19 protein-coding genes are annotated in these 17,252 nt (G+C 31.7%); 18 read left to right on the forward strand and 1 reads right to left on the reverse strand.

The genetic code is table 11. The annotated features are described in order from the left end of the window. Positions 1–2: 2 nt before the first annotated feature. The 14 genes from ACP3TL_RS03770 (at position 3) to holA (ending at position 11,708) form a co-directional block, all read left to right on the forward strand. Positions 3–1,235, forward strand: coding sequence for an NRAMP family divalent metal transporter (locus ACP3TL_RS03770; RefSeq protein ID WP_285325685.1), 1,233 nt, complete (start codon positions 3–5; stop codon positions 1,233–1,235). 230 nt (positions 1,236–1,465) lie between these two features. Next, complete coding sequence (mtnN, locus tag ACP3TL_RS03775) at positions 1,466–2,152, forward strand: 5'-methylthioadenosine/S-adenosylhomocysteine nucleosidase (RefSeq protein WP_046465473.1); 687 nt, start codon at positions 1,466–1,468, stop codon at positions 2,150–2,152. A 17-nt stretch (positions 2,153–2,169) separates the two neighbouring features. Then, positions 2,170–2,697, forward strand: coding sequence for a YqeG family HAD IIIA-type phosphatase (locus ACP3TL_RS03780; RefSeq protein WP_046465472.1), 528 nt, complete (start codon positions 2,170–2,172; stop codon positions 2,695–2,697). Then, entirely contained in the window at positions 2,698–3,798 is a 1,101-nt protein-coding gene (yqeH, locus tag ACP3TL_RS03785; RefSeq protein ID WP_046465471.1) for a ribosome biogenesis GTPase YqeH, read from the forward strand. 12 nt (positions 3,799–3,810) lie between these two features. Next, entirely contained in the window at positions 3,811–4,608 is a 798-nt protein-coding gene (aroE, locus tag ACP3TL_RS03790; RefSeq protein ID WP_046465470.1) for a shikimate dehydrogenase, read from the forward strand. Between the two features lie 12 nt (positions 4,609–4,620). Then, positions 4,621–4,911, forward strand: a complete 291-nt coding sequence (gene yhbY / locus ACP3TL_RS03795) for a ribosome assembly RNA-binding protein YhbY (protein ID WP_002507455.1) — start codon at positions 4,621–4,623, stop codon at positions 4,909–4,911. Beyond that, the gene (nadD, locus tag ACP3TL_RS03800) at positions 4,911–5,483 is read left to right on the forward strand and encodes a nicotinate (nicotinamide) nucleotide adenylyltransferase (protein ID WP_046465469.1); all 573 of its coding nucleotides are present in this window, start codon (positions 4,911–4,913) and stop codon (positions 5,481–5,483) included. The genes yhbY and nadD overlap by 1 nt, the downstream gene beginning before the upstream one ends. Continuing rightward, entirely contained in the window at positions 5,473–6,057 is a 585-nt protein-coding gene (gene yqeK / locus ACP3TL_RS03805) for a bis(5'-nucleosyl)-tetraphosphatase (symmetrical) YqeK (RefSeq protein WP_046465468.1), read from the forward strand. The genes nadD and yqeK overlap by 11 nt, the downstream gene beginning before the upstream one ends. After that, the gene (rsfS, locus tag ACP3TL_RS03810) at positions 6,058–6,411 is read left to right on the forward strand and encodes a ribosome silencing factor (RefSeq protein WP_046465467.1); all 354 of its coding nucleotides are present in this window, start codon (positions 6,058–6,060) and stop codon (positions 6,409–6,411) included. A 2-nt stretch (positions 6,412–6,413) separates the two neighbouring features. Continuing rightward, entirely contained in the window at positions 6,414–7,130 is a 717-nt protein-coding gene (locus ACP3TL_RS03815) for a class I SAM-dependent DNA methyltransferase (protein ID WP_046465466.1), read from the forward strand. 50 nt (positions 7,131–7,180) lie between these two features. After that, entirely contained in the window at positions 7,181–7,900 is a 720-nt protein-coding gene (locus ACP3TL_RS03820) for a helix-hairpin-helix domain-containing protein (protein WP_046465465.1), read from the forward strand. Between the two features lie 85 nt (positions 7,901–7,985). After that, positions 7,986–8,447 (forward strand): ComE operon protein 2, encoded by a 462-nt coding sequence (locus ACP3TL_RS03825; protein ID WP_046465464.1) that lies wholly within the window; start codon positions 7,986–7,988, stop codon positions 8,445–8,447. Positions 8,448–8,693: 246 nt separating this feature from the next. Continuing rightward, positions 8,694–10,661, forward strand: coding sequence for a DNA internalization-related competence protein ComEC/Rec2 (locus ACP3TL_RS03830; RefSeq protein WP_230622001.1), 1,968 nt, complete (start codon positions 8,694–8,696; stop codon positions 10,659–10,661). 72 nt (positions 10,662–10,733) lie between these two features. Continuing rightward, positions 10,734–11,708 carry a DNA polymerase III subunit delta gene (gene holA / locus ACP3TL_RS03835; protein ID WP_046465463.1) on the forward strand — a complete coding sequence of 325 codons (975 nt, stop codon included), beginning with the start codon at positions 10,734–10,736 and terminating at the stop codon, positions 11,706–11,708. A 164-nt stretch (positions 11,709–11,872) separates the two neighbouring features. On the opposite strand, the gene rpsT is transcribed toward holA, so the two are convergent. Continuing rightward, positions 11,873–12,124, reverse strand: a complete 252-nt coding sequence (gene rpsT, locus ACP3TL_RS03840; RefSeq protein WP_002507464.1) for a 30S ribosomal protein S20 — start codon at positions 12,122–12,124, stop codon at positions 11,873–11,875. Between the two features lie 321 nt (positions 12,125–12,445). Between rpsT and lepA the strand changes: the two genes are divergently transcribed. The 4 genes from lepA (at position 12,446) to grpE (ending at position 17,213) form a co-directional block, all read left to right on the forward strand. Beyond that, complete coding sequence (gene lepA / locus ACP3TL_RS03845) at positions 12,446–14,269, forward strand: translation elongation factor 4 (RefSeq protein WP_046465462.1); 1,824 nt, start codon at positions 12,446–12,448, stop codon at positions 14,267–14,269. Between the two features lie 98 nt (positions 14,270–14,367). After that, positions 14,368–15,492 carry a radical SAM family heme chaperone HemW gene (gene hemW / locus ACP3TL_RS03850; RefSeq protein ID WP_046465461.1) on the forward strand — a complete coding sequence of 375 codons (1,125 nt, stop codon included), beginning with the start codon at positions 14,368–14,370 and terminating at the stop codon, positions 15,490–15,492. Positions 15,493–15,591: 99 nt separating this feature from the next. Further along, positions 15,592–16,572: a heat-inducible transcriptional repressor HrcA gene (hrcA, locus tag ACP3TL_RS03855; protein ID WP_046465460.1), complete on the forward strand. Its 981-nt coding sequence runs from the start codon at positions 15,592–15,594 to the stop codon at positions 16,570–16,572. Positions 16,573–16,598: 26 nt separating this feature from the next. Beyond that, positions 16,599–17,213 (forward strand): nucleotide exchange factor GrpE, encoded by a 615-nt coding sequence (gene grpE / locus ACP3TL_RS03860; RefSeq protein ID WP_046465459.1) that lies wholly within the window; start codon positions 16,599–16,601, stop codon positions 17,211–17,213. Positions 17,214–17,252: the final 39 nt, after the last annotated feature.

Raw genomic sequence — 17,252 nt, forward strand, 5'->3', positions numbered from 1 at the left:
CTATGAAAGAAAGATTAAGTTCTGAAGAAAAAGATTTTGAGTTCACAAAAAACCATAAAAGGTTACTATTAGGTTCGGTATTTTTCATGGCAACATCTGCTATTGGACCAGCATTTTTAACTCAAACCGCAGTATTTACTGCACAATTTACTGCAAGTTTTGCATTTGCTATCCTATTATCTATTATTATAGATATTGGTGCACAAATAAATATTTGGAGAGTATTAGTAGTTACAGGTAAACGTGGTCAAGAAGTAGCAAATGAGATTTTCAGTGGGCTAGGTACAATTATTTCGATACTGATAGCCATTGGAGGATTAGCTTTCAATATCGGTAATATAGCAGGAGCTGGACTTGGTTTAAATGCCATTTTCGGTTTAGATGTGAAGATTGGCGCTGCAATTACAGCAGTTCTAGCTATCGGTATCTTTATTAGTAAAAGTGGCCAAAAAATTATGGACGTTGTTACAATGTTTTTAGGAATGCTTATGATCGTAGTCATAGCGTTTGTAATGTTTAAGGCCAACCCGCCATATGCAGAAGCGGCTAAGCATTTAGTCATGCCAGAACAACCATTGGCGCTTGTATTACCGATTATTACTTTGGTAGGTGGTACAGTTGGTGGTTATATTACTTTTGCAGGGGCACATAGAATTTTAGATTCTGGAATTAAAGGCAAAGAATATTTACCATTTATTAACAAAGCCGCGATCTCAGGCATATTGACTACCGGCGTTTTAAGAGTTTTATTATTCTTAGCGGTATTGGGTGTAGTTGTTACAGGTGTTACTTTAAGTTCAGAAAACCCACCAGCTTCAGTCTTTGAACATGTACTTGGACCAGTTGGACGTAGTATCTTTGGTGTCGTATTATTCGCAGCTGCAATGTCATCTGTAATTGGTTCTGCTTATACGAGTGCGACATTTTTAAAAACACTACATAAATCGATATACAATAAAACCAATATAATTGTAATTAGTTTTATTGTAGTTTCTACGCTAGTATTTTTATTCATAGGTCAACCAGTTACTTTATTAATCGTTGCTGGAGCACTTAACGGATTTATTCTACCAATCACTTTAGGTACAATTTTAATAGCGAGTAAACGAAAATCGATTGTCGGAGATTATCATCATCCAACATGGATGTTACTCTTTGGTATATTGGCAGTAATAGTTACAATTGCTGCAGCGTTATTCTCTCTACAAAGCTTATCAGGCTTATTTGGTAGTTAATATATAAATATTTTAATACTCTGAACGATACATACTGCTCATGTGTTGTTCAGAGTTTTTATATGGAAAAAATAAGGAATTCAAATGTATAAAAAAATTATTATTAATTACTTAAAAATAGGGAAAATAGCATAGAGAATTTAATAATAAAAAGTTGAACAATGATCGAGCTATGAACATAAATGTGGTAGAATAACTAAGGCTAGGATTTTAATATGAGGTGAATTATAATGATAGGTATTATAGGTGCTATGGAAGAAGAAGTAGCAATCTTAAAAGATAAACTTGTAACATTAGAAGAAATAAAAATTGCGCATGTAATATTTTATAAAGGTCGTCTACATGATAAAGAAGTAGTACTGTCACAAAGTGGTATAGGTAAAGTGAACGTAGCAATCTCTACAACATTATTAATTGAAAAATTCAGACCTGATGTAATTATTAATACGGGCTCTGCAGGAGCGTTAGATAAATCATTAAATGTTGGTGATGTTGTAGTCAGTGATATGGTTACTTATCATGATGCAGATGCAAGAGCATTTGGTTATCAATTAGGACAAATACCACAAATGCCAGCACAATTTGTTGCTGATGAGCATTTAATTCAAAAGGCAACAGATGCAATTAATGAACAACAACTAGTAGCTAAAACTGGCTTAATTGTGAGTGGAGATAGCTTTATTGGTACAACTGAGCAACGTACAACGATTAAAACGAATTTTCCACAAGCAATGGCTGCAGAAATGGAAGCTACTGCAATTGCACAAACCTGCTATCAATTTAATTTACCATTCATAATTACGCGCGCAATTTCAGATTTAGCTGACGGCGATGCTGGTATTACGTTTGATGCATTTTTAGAAAAAGCAGCAATATCTTCTAGTGAAATTGTTGAGCGTTTAATTAAAACTATATAAAAAGGTGAAAATAAATAATGGGTATAATAAAAAACTATTTTATGCCAAACGAATATGTGCAGTCCGTTTTTCAAATAGATATTGATAAACTTGCAGCATCTGGCGTGAAAGGAATTATTACAGATTTAGATAACACACTTGTAGGATGGGACGAAGCAGACCCTACTACAGCAGTGAAACAATGGTTTGAGAAAGCAAATGCATTAGGCATTACAATTACGATTGTTTCTAATAATAATGAAAAACGTGTTGGTAGTTTTTCAAAATCATTGAATGTTGATTATATTTTCAAAGCCAAAAAACCAAGAGGTCGCGCTTTTAATCAAGCTGCACAATTAATGAACCTAAAACCTGCTGAAATTGTAGTGATTGGTGACCAAATGCTTACAGATGTATTTGGAGGTAATAGACGTGGACTCTTCACAATTATGGTGGTTCCCGTGAAACAAACGGATGGGTTTATTACGAAATTCAACCGAATGATAGAACGAAGATTACTACAACACTTTAGAAAAAAAGGCTATATCAAATGGGAGGAAAATTGATTGACTGAAATTTTAAAATGTATCGGATGCGGCGCACCACTTCAATCTGAAGATCCAGATGCGGCAGGCTATGTGCCAGAACATAATTTACATCGTGAAGATGTCATATGTAAAAGATGCTTTAGACTAAAAAATTACAATGAAGTTCAAGATGTTGGTTTAGATAGTGAAGACTTTTTAAATTTGTTGAATGGTTTAGCAGATGAAAAAGGGATTGTAGTAAATGTTGTAGATGTCTTTGATTTTGAAGGGTCTTTCATTAATGCAATCAAACGTATCGTGGGTAATAAAAAAATCATTTTAGTAGCCAATAAGTTAGATTTATTGCCTAAACAGATTAATAAACGCCGTGTTAAAGAATGGCTGAAGAAAACAGCTAGAAAATATGGTTTGGAAACTGAAGATGTTGTATTGATATCTGCAGAAAAAAATGAAGGTATAGATGATTTGTTAGCATCTATTAACACATTACGTAATAACGATAATGTTTATATTGTAGGAACTACAAATGTTGGTAAATCTACGCTTATAAATAAATTGATCGAACGCAGTGTTGGTGAAAAAGATGTCGTTACTACTTCTAGATTCCCAGGCACAACGCTAGACATGATTGACATACCGTTAGATGATACATCATTTATGTTTGATACTCCAGGCGTGATTCAAGCACATCAAATGACACATGTGGTAACGGATGATGAGCTTAAAACGATTATGCCTAAAAAAGAAGTTAAACAGCGCGTATATCAATTGAATGAAGGTCAAACTTTATTCTTTGGTGGAATAGCGCGTATTGACTATGTTAGTGGTGGCAGACGTTCGTTAGTGTGTCATTTTTCAAACGAACTCAATATCCATAGAACTAAAACTGAAAATGCCAATGAATTGTGGAAAAATCAGTTAGGTGCACTATTGTCACCACCTCATAACCCTGATAATTTTGATTTACAAAATGTTAAAGCAGTACGATTAGAAACAGGTAAAGAGAAGCGAGATGTGATGATTTCAGGATTAGGTTTTATCACGATTGATGAAGGTGCCAAAGTTATAGTTCGAGTACCGAAAAATGTAGATGTTGTATTAAGAAATTCAATAATGTAAGGTGTGTTTAATATGAAATACGCAGTAATAGGCAATCCTATAGATCATTCTTTGTCACCCGTTATGCATAACGCTAACTTTGAGACTTTAAATGATGATTCAACATATGAAGCGATTAATATTCCTGAAGCACATTTTCATCTTATTAAGGAAATCATAGAAGACAAAGCGCTTTCTGGATTTAATGTTACAATACCTCATAAAGAACGTATTCTACCTTATTTAGATGAAATTGATGACCAATCTAAAACGGTTGGTGCTGTTAATACAGTGAAAATTGAAGGCGGAAAATGGATAGGCTACAATACAGATGGCATAGGCTATGTTACAGGTCTTAAACAGGCTTATCCGGATTTACAAAATGCTTATATACTCATTTTAGGCGCAGGCGGTGCCAGTAAAGGTATTGCAAATGAACTGAATAAACACGTTCGACCTAAATTAACCGTTGCTAACAGAACTATGAGTCGCTTTGATAACTGGGATTTGGATATAAATAAGATTAATTTATCAGACGCAGAAAAGTCATTGTCTGAATTCGACATTATTATTAATACTACACCTGCAGGTATGAATAAAAACAAAGATGTAGCTATAAGTCTCGATCAATTAGCTTCACATACATTAGTAAGTGATATTGTTTATATTCCTTTTAAAACGCCGATTTTAGAAATAGCAGAAGAAAAAGGCAATCCTATACACAATGGATTGGACATGTTTGTTTACCAAGGCGCAGAAAGTTTTGAGATTTGGACCGAACAAACACCAGACATTCAAGTAATGAAAGAAGCAGTACTAAAACATTTATAAAAGGAGCATATTATGCTAACAGGTAAACAAAAAAGATTTTTAAGAAGTAAAGCAAATAACGTAGATCCAACTTTCCAAATTGGGAAATCAGGTATTAATGATAATATGGTTAGTCAAATTAACGATATTTTAGAAAACAGAGAATTAATTAAAGTACATGTTTTACAAAATAACTATGAAGATAAAAATGATTTAGCACAAAGCTTAAGTGATGCGACAAGAAGTGATGTCGTACAAGTAATCGGGTCTATGATTGTATTGTACAAAGAATCTCAAGACAACAAACAAATTCAATTACCATAATGACTGAATCAATTGTATTATATGGTGGGCAGTTTAACCCGATTCATACAGCTCACATGGTTGTTGCAAGTGAAGTGAATAACGTAATAAAACCTGAGAAGTTCTATTTTATACCGAGCTATATGTCTCCATTAAAAGAGCATAATGATTTTTTAGACGCACAGTATAGAATAGATATGATTCAGTGTGCGATTAATGAACTTGGATTTGGAACAATTTTTCTTGATGAAATTGAACGTAAAGGGCAAAGCTACACTTATGATACAGTAGAGCATATTTTAAAGCAGCATCCTCGATCTAAGCTATACTTTGTTATAGGTACTGACCAATACAATCAACTTGAAAAGTGGTATAAAATTGATGAGTTAAAATCATTAATTACTTTTGTAATTGTTAACAGAGATAAATCAGCTCAAGAAGTAGAGCCTGGTATGTTAGCAATCAATATACCGCGTATTGATATTAGTTCAACATTAATCAGAGATAGAATTAAAAACGATGAAAATATTCAAGTTTTAGTTCCTCCTAGTGTAGAACAATATATCCGAGAGGAAGGATTATATGAAAATTGATCAAGCAGTTACTTTAGTTAAAGATAAATTACCTGAGAAAAGGTTTAACCATTCACTGAGAGTTGCTGAAACAGCTGTGAAATTAGCAGAAATCTATGATGGTGACAAAGATAAGGCTGAACTTGCAGGTATACTACATGATTACTGTAAATATGATGATTTAGGATCAATGTATCAAATTGTTACACAGAATGAATTAGATAGTAATTTACTGAGTTATGGCTCTGAAATTTTACATGGGCCAGTAGCAGCTATAATAATGAATCAACAGTTTAATGTCACTGATGAAGAAGTCTTGCTAGCGATTAAAAATCATACAACTGGACGCGCTCAAATGACGAAAACTGAGAAATTAATATTCATAGCTGATTATATAGAACCAGGTCGTCAGACCCCAGGCGTTGAAGAAATTAGAGATTTAGCATACAATCAAGGTAGCTTAGATAAAACCATTTATGAAATTTCTAAGCGAACAGTTTTATACTTGATTAATAAAGATATTAATGTTTATGATGCCACGATTGCATGCTTGAATTATTACAATTACAGTGACGAAAGAGTAAAGGATGATTAAATGAATTCAGATCAATTATTAAACATTGCTGTCGAAGCAACAGAGAATAAAAAAGCAGAAGATATTATTTCTTTGAAAATGAAAGGCATTAGTGACATGACTGATTATTTTGTAGTTTGTCATGGTAATAACGAAAAACAAGTCCAAGCTATAGCACGTTCGGTAAAAGATGCAGCAGGTGAAGCTGATATCGAAGTAAAACGAATGGAAGGTTTTAATGATGCCAGATGGGTCCTTATTGATCTATCTAATGTGGTGGTTCACGTATTCCATAAAGATGAACGTGATTACTATAATATTGAGAAATTATATCGTGATGCGCCTCTTGAGAGTTATAGACAGGTTGTTTATTAATTATGGTGCAATATGAAGAAATGAGCTTGTTCTATGATCAATTAACATTAGATCAACCCTATGAATCATGGTTAGAAATTGTAAACCATTTTGCAGAAAATAGGACGTCTATATTAGATATTGGTTGTGGTACAGGAAGTTTAACATCATTGCTAACAGACTTTGACCAAATTACAGGTATGGATTTGAGTGTTGATATGCTTTCGATAGCAACTCAGAAATCTAACAAAGTGAATTGGATAGAAGGTGATATGACTGAATTTGAGTTAAATCAAAAATTTGATGTAATTACGATTTTCTGTGATTCATTAAATTATTTACCTGAAAAAGATCATGTCTTCACCACATTTAGTCATGTTTTTAACCATTTAGAAACAGATGGTGTATTTATGTTTGATGTTCATACACCTTTTAAAATGAATACATTATTTAATAATCAAAGTTATATCGATGAATCTGAAAAAGTTTTTCTTGGTTGGGAAGCTGTGCAAGGCGAAGAACCACTGAGCGTTTGGCATGATATGTCATTCTTTATTAAACAAGATGATAATCAATATGCAAGGTTCGATGAATCACACTATCAACGGACTTACACAGAAGTAGAATATATTGAAATGCTTAATAATGTAGGGTTTAGCCAAATCACTACGTTTGTCGATTTTGATATTAAGAATAATAGCAATGAAGGTCATCGACTGTTTTTCATTGTCAAAAAATAAAAGTAAAATCACTCCTTTATACGTGTATAGTATAAAGGAGTGATTTTTTCTTGTTAGATCAGTGGAACAATATAAAAGAAATCATTTGTAAGTACAAAGCAGTTGCTATAGCAATTTTAATTTTCGTGGTCATTTTAATCACTTGGTTGCTGCAAAGTACTTTTACAAACGAAGATAATCATAATATAGTAAATTCGAATGATGATATTACCAAAGCTACACAAACACAACTAGACTCCAATGCAAAGCATATGAAAAATAGTAATGAACAACCAAAGCAAATTAAAACAGAAGATATTTTTGTGGACGTCAAAGGTGCAGTGAAGCATCCTGATATTTATAAAATGAAATCTTCTGATAGAATTAAACAACTTTTAGATCGAGCAATCGTGACTGATGATGCTGATTTGTCGAAAATAAATTTAGCTGAAAAGTTAGTAGATCAAAAGTTGGTTTATATACCAAAGAAAGAGGAAACGATAAATTCAAATCAACAAACGACTGAAAATATTAATAATAGTATTAATAGAAGCACAAACTCAAACTCAACAAAAGTCATTGACAATAGCACTAATAAAGAAAAAATAAATATTAACAGTGCTACAGAAGAGGAACTGTTAACAGTTCCAGGCATAGGACCTTCAAAAGCTAAATCTATTATAGAATATAGAGAACAAAATGGTGCTTTTGAATCTATCGAACAATTAACAGAAGTTAAAGGCATTGGAGCAAAAACGCTTGAAAAATTAGGTTCATATTTTACAATATAGATTTTTTATTGCAATATAACTCAATACAAATTAACCTATAGTTACTTATAAAATAAATAATTACTATTAATGGAGGTATAACATCATGGATCGCATTAAATGGGAAGAATACTTTATGGCACAAAGTCATTTATTGGCGTTACGTTCCACTTGTCAACGATTATCTGTTGGCGCAACAATTGTTAAAGATAATAGAATCATCGCTGGTGGGTACAATGGCTCAGTTTCAGGAGAAGTTCATTGTATAGATGAGGATTGTTTATTAGAGGATGGCCATTGTATACGTACAATTCATGCTGAAATGAATGCATTACTACAATGTGCCAAACAAGGGGTGTCAACAGACGGAGCAACGATATATGTCACACATTTCCCTTGCTTAAATTGTACGAAATCAATTATCCAAGCTGGTATTCAAACAATTTATTACGCTGAAGACTATCACAACCATTCATATGCGTTAAAGCTTTTACACCAATCAGGTATCGATTATAAAAAAATACCATTTAATCAAGAACATGTAGCACAATACCTTACCAATAAATAATCACTGATTTACTATGCAATTGCTTATTTAGTCGGTCTACTATGGCTACATGTTAAGTTATTATCGATATTTTTATGTGGTATCTTAATTTTTTTAGTGATACGCAAAAGGTTAAAGTGGTTTCAAATTTTATTTGTTTTAATCATACCATTCATTAGTTATATGATGTTTCAGAGTAATTTCGTAAGTGAGAATAAAGCACGTGCAGTGTACTTAAATCAAAATATTGAAGTAGATGCACAATTTGTGACAAAACCTATTCTGAAACATCAAAAGCTACATGGTAAAGCTAAAATAAATAATAAAAAATATAACTATTACTTTTTTGTTAATAAAAACATTAACAGTTATAAATACATACAGCTCTATCAAAAGACATGTCATGTGAAAGCAATATTTAAACCATTAAATCAGTCCCCATATAGCCCCGTTTCACTTTTTATTAATACAATTGACTTCGAAAGTTGCAAACTAAATAATTCGAGATATAACGCTATCTTAGATAAGCATAAACAATATATTTTCGAACGTTTAAGTCACACCAATATCAAGTATCCGGAGAAAGTTATTGCATTAATTAGTGGAGATACCTCGAAAATTGATAATAATGAATTAGATAAATTCAAAGAAATTGGTATCTATCATTTATTAGCAGTAAGTGGCACACATATTGCAGCAATTATAGGTATTTTAATATACGTATTAAATATTTTTAAGTGTCCGTTAGCCTATATCAAAATGGTATTATTTATCTTTCTACCGATATATGCTATTTATACTGATTTAGCTCCTAGTGCTGTGAGATCAATTTTAGCAGCATTAATAATCATTTTAATTCCTAAAACTATTATAAAGAATTCAATGAACATTCTCGCACTTTTATTTATAATATTAACGATTATATATCCTGCTTATGCCTATAATATAGGCTTCCAATTTTCTTTTTTAATTACATTCTTCATACTTTTTTCATTACCCTCAATAGCTCAATCCTCACCGATAAAATCGCTTCTAATTATTACTATAATAGCTCAGTTAGGCTCATTTATGATTAGTGCTATTAATTTCAACCAGATTCAATGGCTTGGTTTTTTAGCAAATCTTATTTTTGTTCCTTTTTACACCATCGTACTATTTCCGCTAGTAATTTTCTTTTTTATTATAAGCCACTTTCCATTTGAAATAACGCCTTTAACTTATTTGCTTAATTTAATTTTAAAGCTACATGATTTTATTTTGGAAATGTTTATTTATTTAAGTTCATACAAATGGTATGTACCAGAGTTAAATGACTTACATATCACTTTAGGATTTGCCCTCTTATTAGCGTGTTTAATATTATTTGCACATAAATTTTATAGTTTATTTATTTGTTCATTTGTTTTATTGTATATAGTCGTTACGGTGTTGCCACTATCTAATGATTATAAATTGACAATGCTTGATGTTGGGCAGGGAGATGCCATTTTATTTGAGACAAATAAGCAAGAGAGTTTATTGATTGATACGGGGGGCAAGTTATTACAAGAAGGAGAGTCAAGCCAACATAATATATCAAAATTTCATATACTACCGACTTTGAAAAAACATGGTATTAAGAAAATAGATTATTTAATTGTTACTCATCCACATATAGATCATATGGGAGAACTTAATTTTTTGATTGAAAAATATCCTATCAAAAATATAATAATTAATAAAAGTAGTTACCATTTGAAAGAACTGAAATCATTAGTTAATATATGCAAAAGTTTTAACATAAAGCTATTAGACTTTAAATCAATACAAAGTTTTTCACTTAACAAAGCGAAAATTAAATTATTAGATGCCACAATTACAACATCAAATGATTTAAATGAACAATCAATTATTACATTAATTGAATATGATAAATTCAAGATTTTACTTATGGGAGATGCTTCAAAAAATAACGAGCAGTTATTGTTAAATAAGTATCACATTGAAAATATTGATAACTTAAAAGTAGGACACCATGGTAGTAAAACGAGTTCTAGTGCATCTTTTATAAATACACTTCACCCGAAAATAAGTTTGATTTCTGTTGGTCAAAATAATAGATATAAATTACCCAATGAAGAAATAGTGGAACGCTTAAAAAATATTAATTCTCAAGTTTTACAAACAAGTGAAAACGGAGAAATTTCTATTACATTAAATTCGAATTTTGGGCTTAGTGCTAATCTAAATCAATGATTTTATGTAGAGAGATAAAGCACTGCATGATATAATGATTAAATGTGTAATAGTGATGAAAGGGTGCTACATATGAGCAATAATATAATTACAATATACGGAGAAGTGCCTGAATTAATTGAAAAGAAATCTACAGAAGTAATAGAGAAATATTTAGATACTCCAAAAGATGATTTCAATTTTGTTAAATACAACCTATATGAAAGCGATTTAGCTCCAATTATAGAAGAAGCTTTAACGATGCCATTTTTCTCAGATAAAAAAGCAGTATTAGTACAAAATGCATATGTATTCACTGGTGAAAAAGCGCCTAAAGATGTAAATCATAATATAGATCAACTCATGGAATTTATAGAAAAATACGATGGCGAGAGTATGATTGTATTCGAAGTTTATCATTCTAAACTTGATGAACGAAAAAAATTAGTAAAGACTCTGAAGAAGCATGCTCAATTGAAAAAAATTGAACAAATGTCTGAAGATGAAATTAAAAATTGGGTTAAAAATGAATTACATGGAAATTATAAAGATATAAAACAAGATGCTTTAGATTTATTTATAGAATTAACAGGTATTAATTTCAATATAGTAAAGCAAGAAATTGAAAAATTGATTCTTTTTCTAGGAGATAGACCAACGATAAACAAACAAGATGTCCAACAAATTGTAAACAGGAGTCTTGAACAGAATGTGTTTTTACTGACAGAATACATCCAAAAAAATAATAAGGCTAAAGCAATACGATTAGTAAAAGATTTGATTGCAATGAAGGAAGAACCTATTAAATTATTAGCACTTATTACGAGTAATTATCGTTTATTTTATCAAAGTAAAATATTGAGTCAAAAGGGTTATAGTGGACAACAAATTGCAAAAACAATAAGTGTACATCCTTATAGAGTGAAATTAGCATTGAATCAGGCAAGACATTATCAATTGGAAAGTTTATTGAATATTATTGATAATTGTGCGGAGACAGACTATAAATTAAAATCTTCTTATATGGATAAACATCTAATATTGGAATTATTTATTCTATCACTTTAATTTTAAATGCTTGTGCTAATATTATTTGAAAGTTAATACAAGTTTGAAAACCCATAATAATACAAAAAAGCCTGAAACCACAGTGGCTCAGACTTCTTTGTTATTCGTATATTCATTTGTTTACGCAAATAAAAAAAGTTCAAGCCTTAGCTTGAACTTTTTTATTATTTAGCAGCTGTCATAAGTGAAGATTTGATACGATCAGCTTTGTTTGAGTGGATTAAGTTGCGTTGAGCAGCTTTATCTACTTTTTTCAAAGCGAAGTTTACTAAGTCAGCTTTGTTGTCAGCATTTGATTCAATTGCTGTGTGTGCTCTTTTAACTGCTGTACGCATTTCATTTTTTTGTGAAATGTTACGCTCTTCAGCAGTACGGTTTGTATTAACACGTTTAATTGCAGATTTGATGTTTGGCATGTGTGTCACCTCCTAATAATGATTTCGCTATCAAAATGAATTTGATTACAACAAGAAATATTTTATCAAAACGAGCGCCTTTCTGCAATCATTTATTTATCGCAGGCGCATAGAATCGATGAAAATGGTACAATACTATTTGGAAAAGAAGAACATTCACTCTATAATGCAAAGTAGAATACAATATCAAGTATATCAATTATTTACGGAAAATAGTAAAAAATCGTAGTAAGTTTGCAATTACCTACTAAAAACGTTATTATATCAAAGAATGTCATACATATTTACGGGCTAGAATTATGAAAGTGAGAAGGATAATACATGGATAAACAAGACCGTTTCAATAAACGCGAAAATATTAGAAACTTTTCTATTATCGCACATATAGACCATGGTAAATCTACGTTAGCTGATAGGATTTTAGAAAACACGAAATCAGTTGAATCGAGAGATATGCACGCACAATTGCTAGATTCCATGGATTTAGAACAAGAACGTGGTATAACAATTAAATTAAATGCTGTTCGCTTAAAGTATGAAGCTAAAGATGGTGAAATATACACATTCCATCTTATTGACACACCTGGACACGTAGATTTTACATACGAAGTGTCTAGATCATTAGCCGCTTGTGAAGGAGCAATCTTAGTAGTTGATGCAGCGCAAGGGATTGAAGCACAAACTTTAGCTAACGTTTACTTAGCTCTAGATAACGAATTGGAGTTACTGCCTGTAATTAACAAGATAGATTTACCTGCAGCAGAGCCAGAACGTGTGAAGCAGGAATTAGAAGATGTCATCGGTATCGATAAAGAGGATGTTGTGCTAGCAAGTGCAAAATCTAATATTGGCATAGAAGATATACTCGAAAAAATTGTTGAAGTTGTTCCTCCACCGCAAGGCGACCCTGAAGCACCGTTGAAAGCACTTATCTTTGATTCTGAGTATGATCCTTATAGAGGCGTTATTTCATCTATAAGAGTTGTGGAAGGTACGGTTAAACCTGGAGACCGCATTAAAATGATGGCTACAGGTAAGGATTTCGAAGTTACTGAAGTTGGTATTAATACGCCAAAACAATTAGCTGTAGAAGAACTTACTGTCGGTGATGTAGGATACATTATAGCTAGTATTAAAAATGTTGACGACTCACGTGTTGGTGATACAATCACGCATGTAAAACGTCCTGCAGAACAAGCACTACAAGGTTATAAAAAAATGAACCCGATGGTATTCTGTGGTTTATTCCCTATAGATAACAAAGATTACAATGACTTGCGTGATGCATTAGAAAAATTACAATTAAATGATGCCTCATTAGAATTCGAACCTGAATCATCACAAGCATTAGGTTTTGGTTATCGTACCGGTTTCTTAGGTATGCTTCATATGGAAATTATTCAAGAACGTATTGAACGTGAATTCGGTATTGCACTTATTGCAACAGCACCGTCAGTAATCTATCAATGTATTATGAAAACAGGTGAAGAAGTTACTGTTGATAATCCAGCTAATATGCCTGAAAGAGATAAAATTGATACGATCTACGAACCATTTGTTAGAGCTACTATGATGGTACCTAATGATTATGTTGGTGCTGTAATGGAATTATGTCAGCGTAAACGTGGACAATTTGTAAATATGGAGTACATGGATGATATTCGTGTAAATATTATTTACGAAATTCCATTATCAGAAGTAGTTTTTGATTTCTTCGATCAACTTAAATCTAATACAAAAGGTTATGCTTCTTTTGATTATGAATTTATTGATAACAAAGAAAGTGACTTAGTAAAAATGGACATATTGCTAAATGGCGAAAAAGTAGATGCTTTAAGCTTTATAGTACATAAAGAATTCGCATATGACCGTGGCAAAATGTTAGTTGAAAAATTAAAAACACTTATTCCAAGACAACAATTTGAAGTTCCTGTTCAAGCAGCAGTTGGCCAAAAGATTGTTGCCCGTACAAATATTAAATCGATGGGTAAAAACGTATTGTCTAAATGTTACGGCGGAGATATTAGCCGTAAGAAAAAATTACTAGAAAAACAAAAAGCCGGAAAAGCTAAAATGAAATCTGTAGGTAACGTTGAGATTCCTCAAGATGCATTCCTAGCAGTTCTTAAGATGGATGAAGATTAATATAAATTAAACATTGGGGCCTTAAATCCATTCGATTTATGCCCCAGTTTTTTGTTGTGTGCTCACATCTTCAAAAAATGAAAGTAGGTGAACGCAATATGGAAGTGAAAAGTGCTTATATCCATATTCCTTTTTGCGTGAGGATTTGTACGTATTGTGATTTCAACAAGTACTTTATACAAAACCAACCAGTTGATACGTATTTAGATTGTTTAATCACTGAAATGCAACAAAGTGAAATAAGAAAATTAGAAACAGTTTTTGTTGGCGGCGGTACGCCCACAGCACTTGATTATCAACAACTCGAAAAATTATTAGTAGCTATTACAGATACTTTTGAAATAAAAGGCGAATTTAGCTTTGAAGCAAATCCCGATGAATTAACAATTGAAAAAGTTCAATTACTTAAAAATTACGGTGTCAATAGGTTGTCTATGGGTGTTCAAACATTTAAACCAGAATTATTAGACATACTTGGTAGAACACACAAAACAGAAGATATTTATCAATCTGTTGCTAATGCTCGTCAAGTTGGCATTCCATCTATTAGTTTAGATTTAATGTATCATTTACCAAACCAGACTCTAGAAGATTTTCAAGATAGTCTAGAAAAGGCTTTGTCGATGGATATTGATCATATATCTAGTTATGGTTTGATATTAGAACCCAAAACAAAATTTTATAATATGTATAGAAAAGGACAATTGAAAGTTCCTAATGAAGATATTGGTGAAGAAATGTACGAATATCTATTAGAAAGAATGGAACAATCAGAGATGCATCAATATGAAATATCCAATTTCGGTAAAGTTGGACATGAATCCGAACACAATAAAGTGTATTGGAAAAATGAAGGCTATTATGGCTTTGGTGCTGGTGCAAGTGGTTATGTAAATGGAGAGCGTTATAATAATGTAAATCCAGTAAACCATTACATTAAAAAAGTACAAAACAATGAAAGACCCATATTAGATTCAACATTTCCTACTGAAACAGAACAAATGGAAGAAGAAATGTTTTTAGGATTACGGATGAATATAGGTGTGGATAAAGACAAGTTTTCACAGAAATTCGGAAAAACCTTAGAAGAAGTCTATGGTCAAACTATAGAAGACCTAATTCAACGTGAACTTTTAATTGATCAAAACGGTCATATCACGATGACTGAACGTGGAAAAGTGATTGGAAATATTGTCTTTGAAGCATTTTTATTAAATGTATAAAAAAATTTAAAATTGAATGCTTTAACATTGACTTACTTTGACCAATTTGATAAATTATAATTAGCACTTGGAACAAAAGAGTGCTAATGAGGTGAAAACATGATTAGCGATAGACAATTGAGCATACTTAATGCAATTGTTGAAGATTATGTTGATTTAGGTCATCCAATTGGTTCAAAAACACTGATTGAACGACACAAATTGAATTTTAGTCCTGCAACTATTCGAAACGAGATGAAACATCTCGAAGATCTTGAATTGATTGAGAAGACACATACTTCATCAGGGCGATCACCATCACAGTCAGGCATCAGATATTATGTGAATCAATTATTGCAACAAACATCTCATCAACAGCAAACAAAAATTCAACGTTTGAGTGATTTATTAGTTGATAATCATTATGACATTTCCTCAGCACTGAGCGAATTTGCAAATGAACTTTCAATTGCATCTCAGTATACAACGTTGGTAATGCGTCCAAATCACAAAAAAGATATAATTAATAACATTCATTTGATTCGAGCAAATGCCTATTTGGTTATAATGGTAGTCGTGTTCACATCCGGTCATGTAGAACATCTGCATTTAGCATCCGAAGTTCCGTTATCTAATGACGAACTGACAAAAATTTCGAATTTTGTTACTGCTAAATATGATGAATGGAATCATCATCGTTTTGAAAATGAGTTAGATGCTTTTGTTAATTCTGAATTAGAGAAGCATTTTATCAAAGATATGCTAAGCACAATCGAGATTCATTTTGATAATCAAAGTAATGGCATTTTTATGGGCGGAAAGGTTAAACTAATTGATGCGTTGAATGAAACGAACGTGTCATCGATTCAACCTATTTTGCAATATATAGAATCGAATAAAATCACACAATTACTTGATGATATGTCTAATTCGACAATAAACGTCAAAATTGGACACGAAATAGAATCAAGTTTGAGTGGCATTTCTATTGTCACAAGTCAATATCACATTGACGATAGATTAAAAGGCCAAATTGCGGTTATCGGACCAACAGCAATGAATTATCAGAACGTAATACGATTACTAAATACGATTTGGTAATTAAGTATTGTATTGGAGGGCGGAAAATGACAGAAAAAAATGAATCAGTATTTGATCAAGAAGCAAATGAAGATGTAACTGATAACGAGCAAAATACATCTTCTGTAAATACTGATGAAACTACAGAAGCATCACAAGATAATCTGCAGGAGGATGATTCACAAGAAACTACAGAAAATGTAGATCCTAAAGATGAAGAAATTCAACAATTAAAACAAGATGTTCAAGAAAATGAAGAAAAATACTTAAGATTATACGCAGAGTTTGAAAATTATAAGCGTAGAATCCAAAAAGAAAATCAAACAATGAAAGCATATAAAGCGCAAGATGTACTTAATGATATTCTACCAACAATAGATAACATTGAGCGTGCGCTACAAATTGAAGGCGAAAATGAACAATTCCAATCACTTAAAAAAGGTGTAGAAATGATTCATGAAAGCTTAATTAATGCATTAAAAGAAAATGGTTTAGAATTAATTGAAACAGAAGGTCATCAATTTGACCCGAACATTCATCAAGCTGTAGTTCAAGATGACAATCCTGATTTTGAATCAGGCGAAATCACTCAGGAGCTACAAAAAGGTTATAAACTAAAAGAACGTGTATTAAGACCTTCAATGGTTAAAGTAAATCAATAGGTTTTAGTATTGATGAAAACACCAATTTATATAAACAAA

The organism is Staphylococcus caseorum, from assembly GCF_049943195.1.
GTDB classification, from domain to species: domain Bacteria; phylum Bacillota; class Bacilli; order Staphylococcales; family Staphylococcaceae; genus Staphylococcus; species Staphylococcus equorum_A.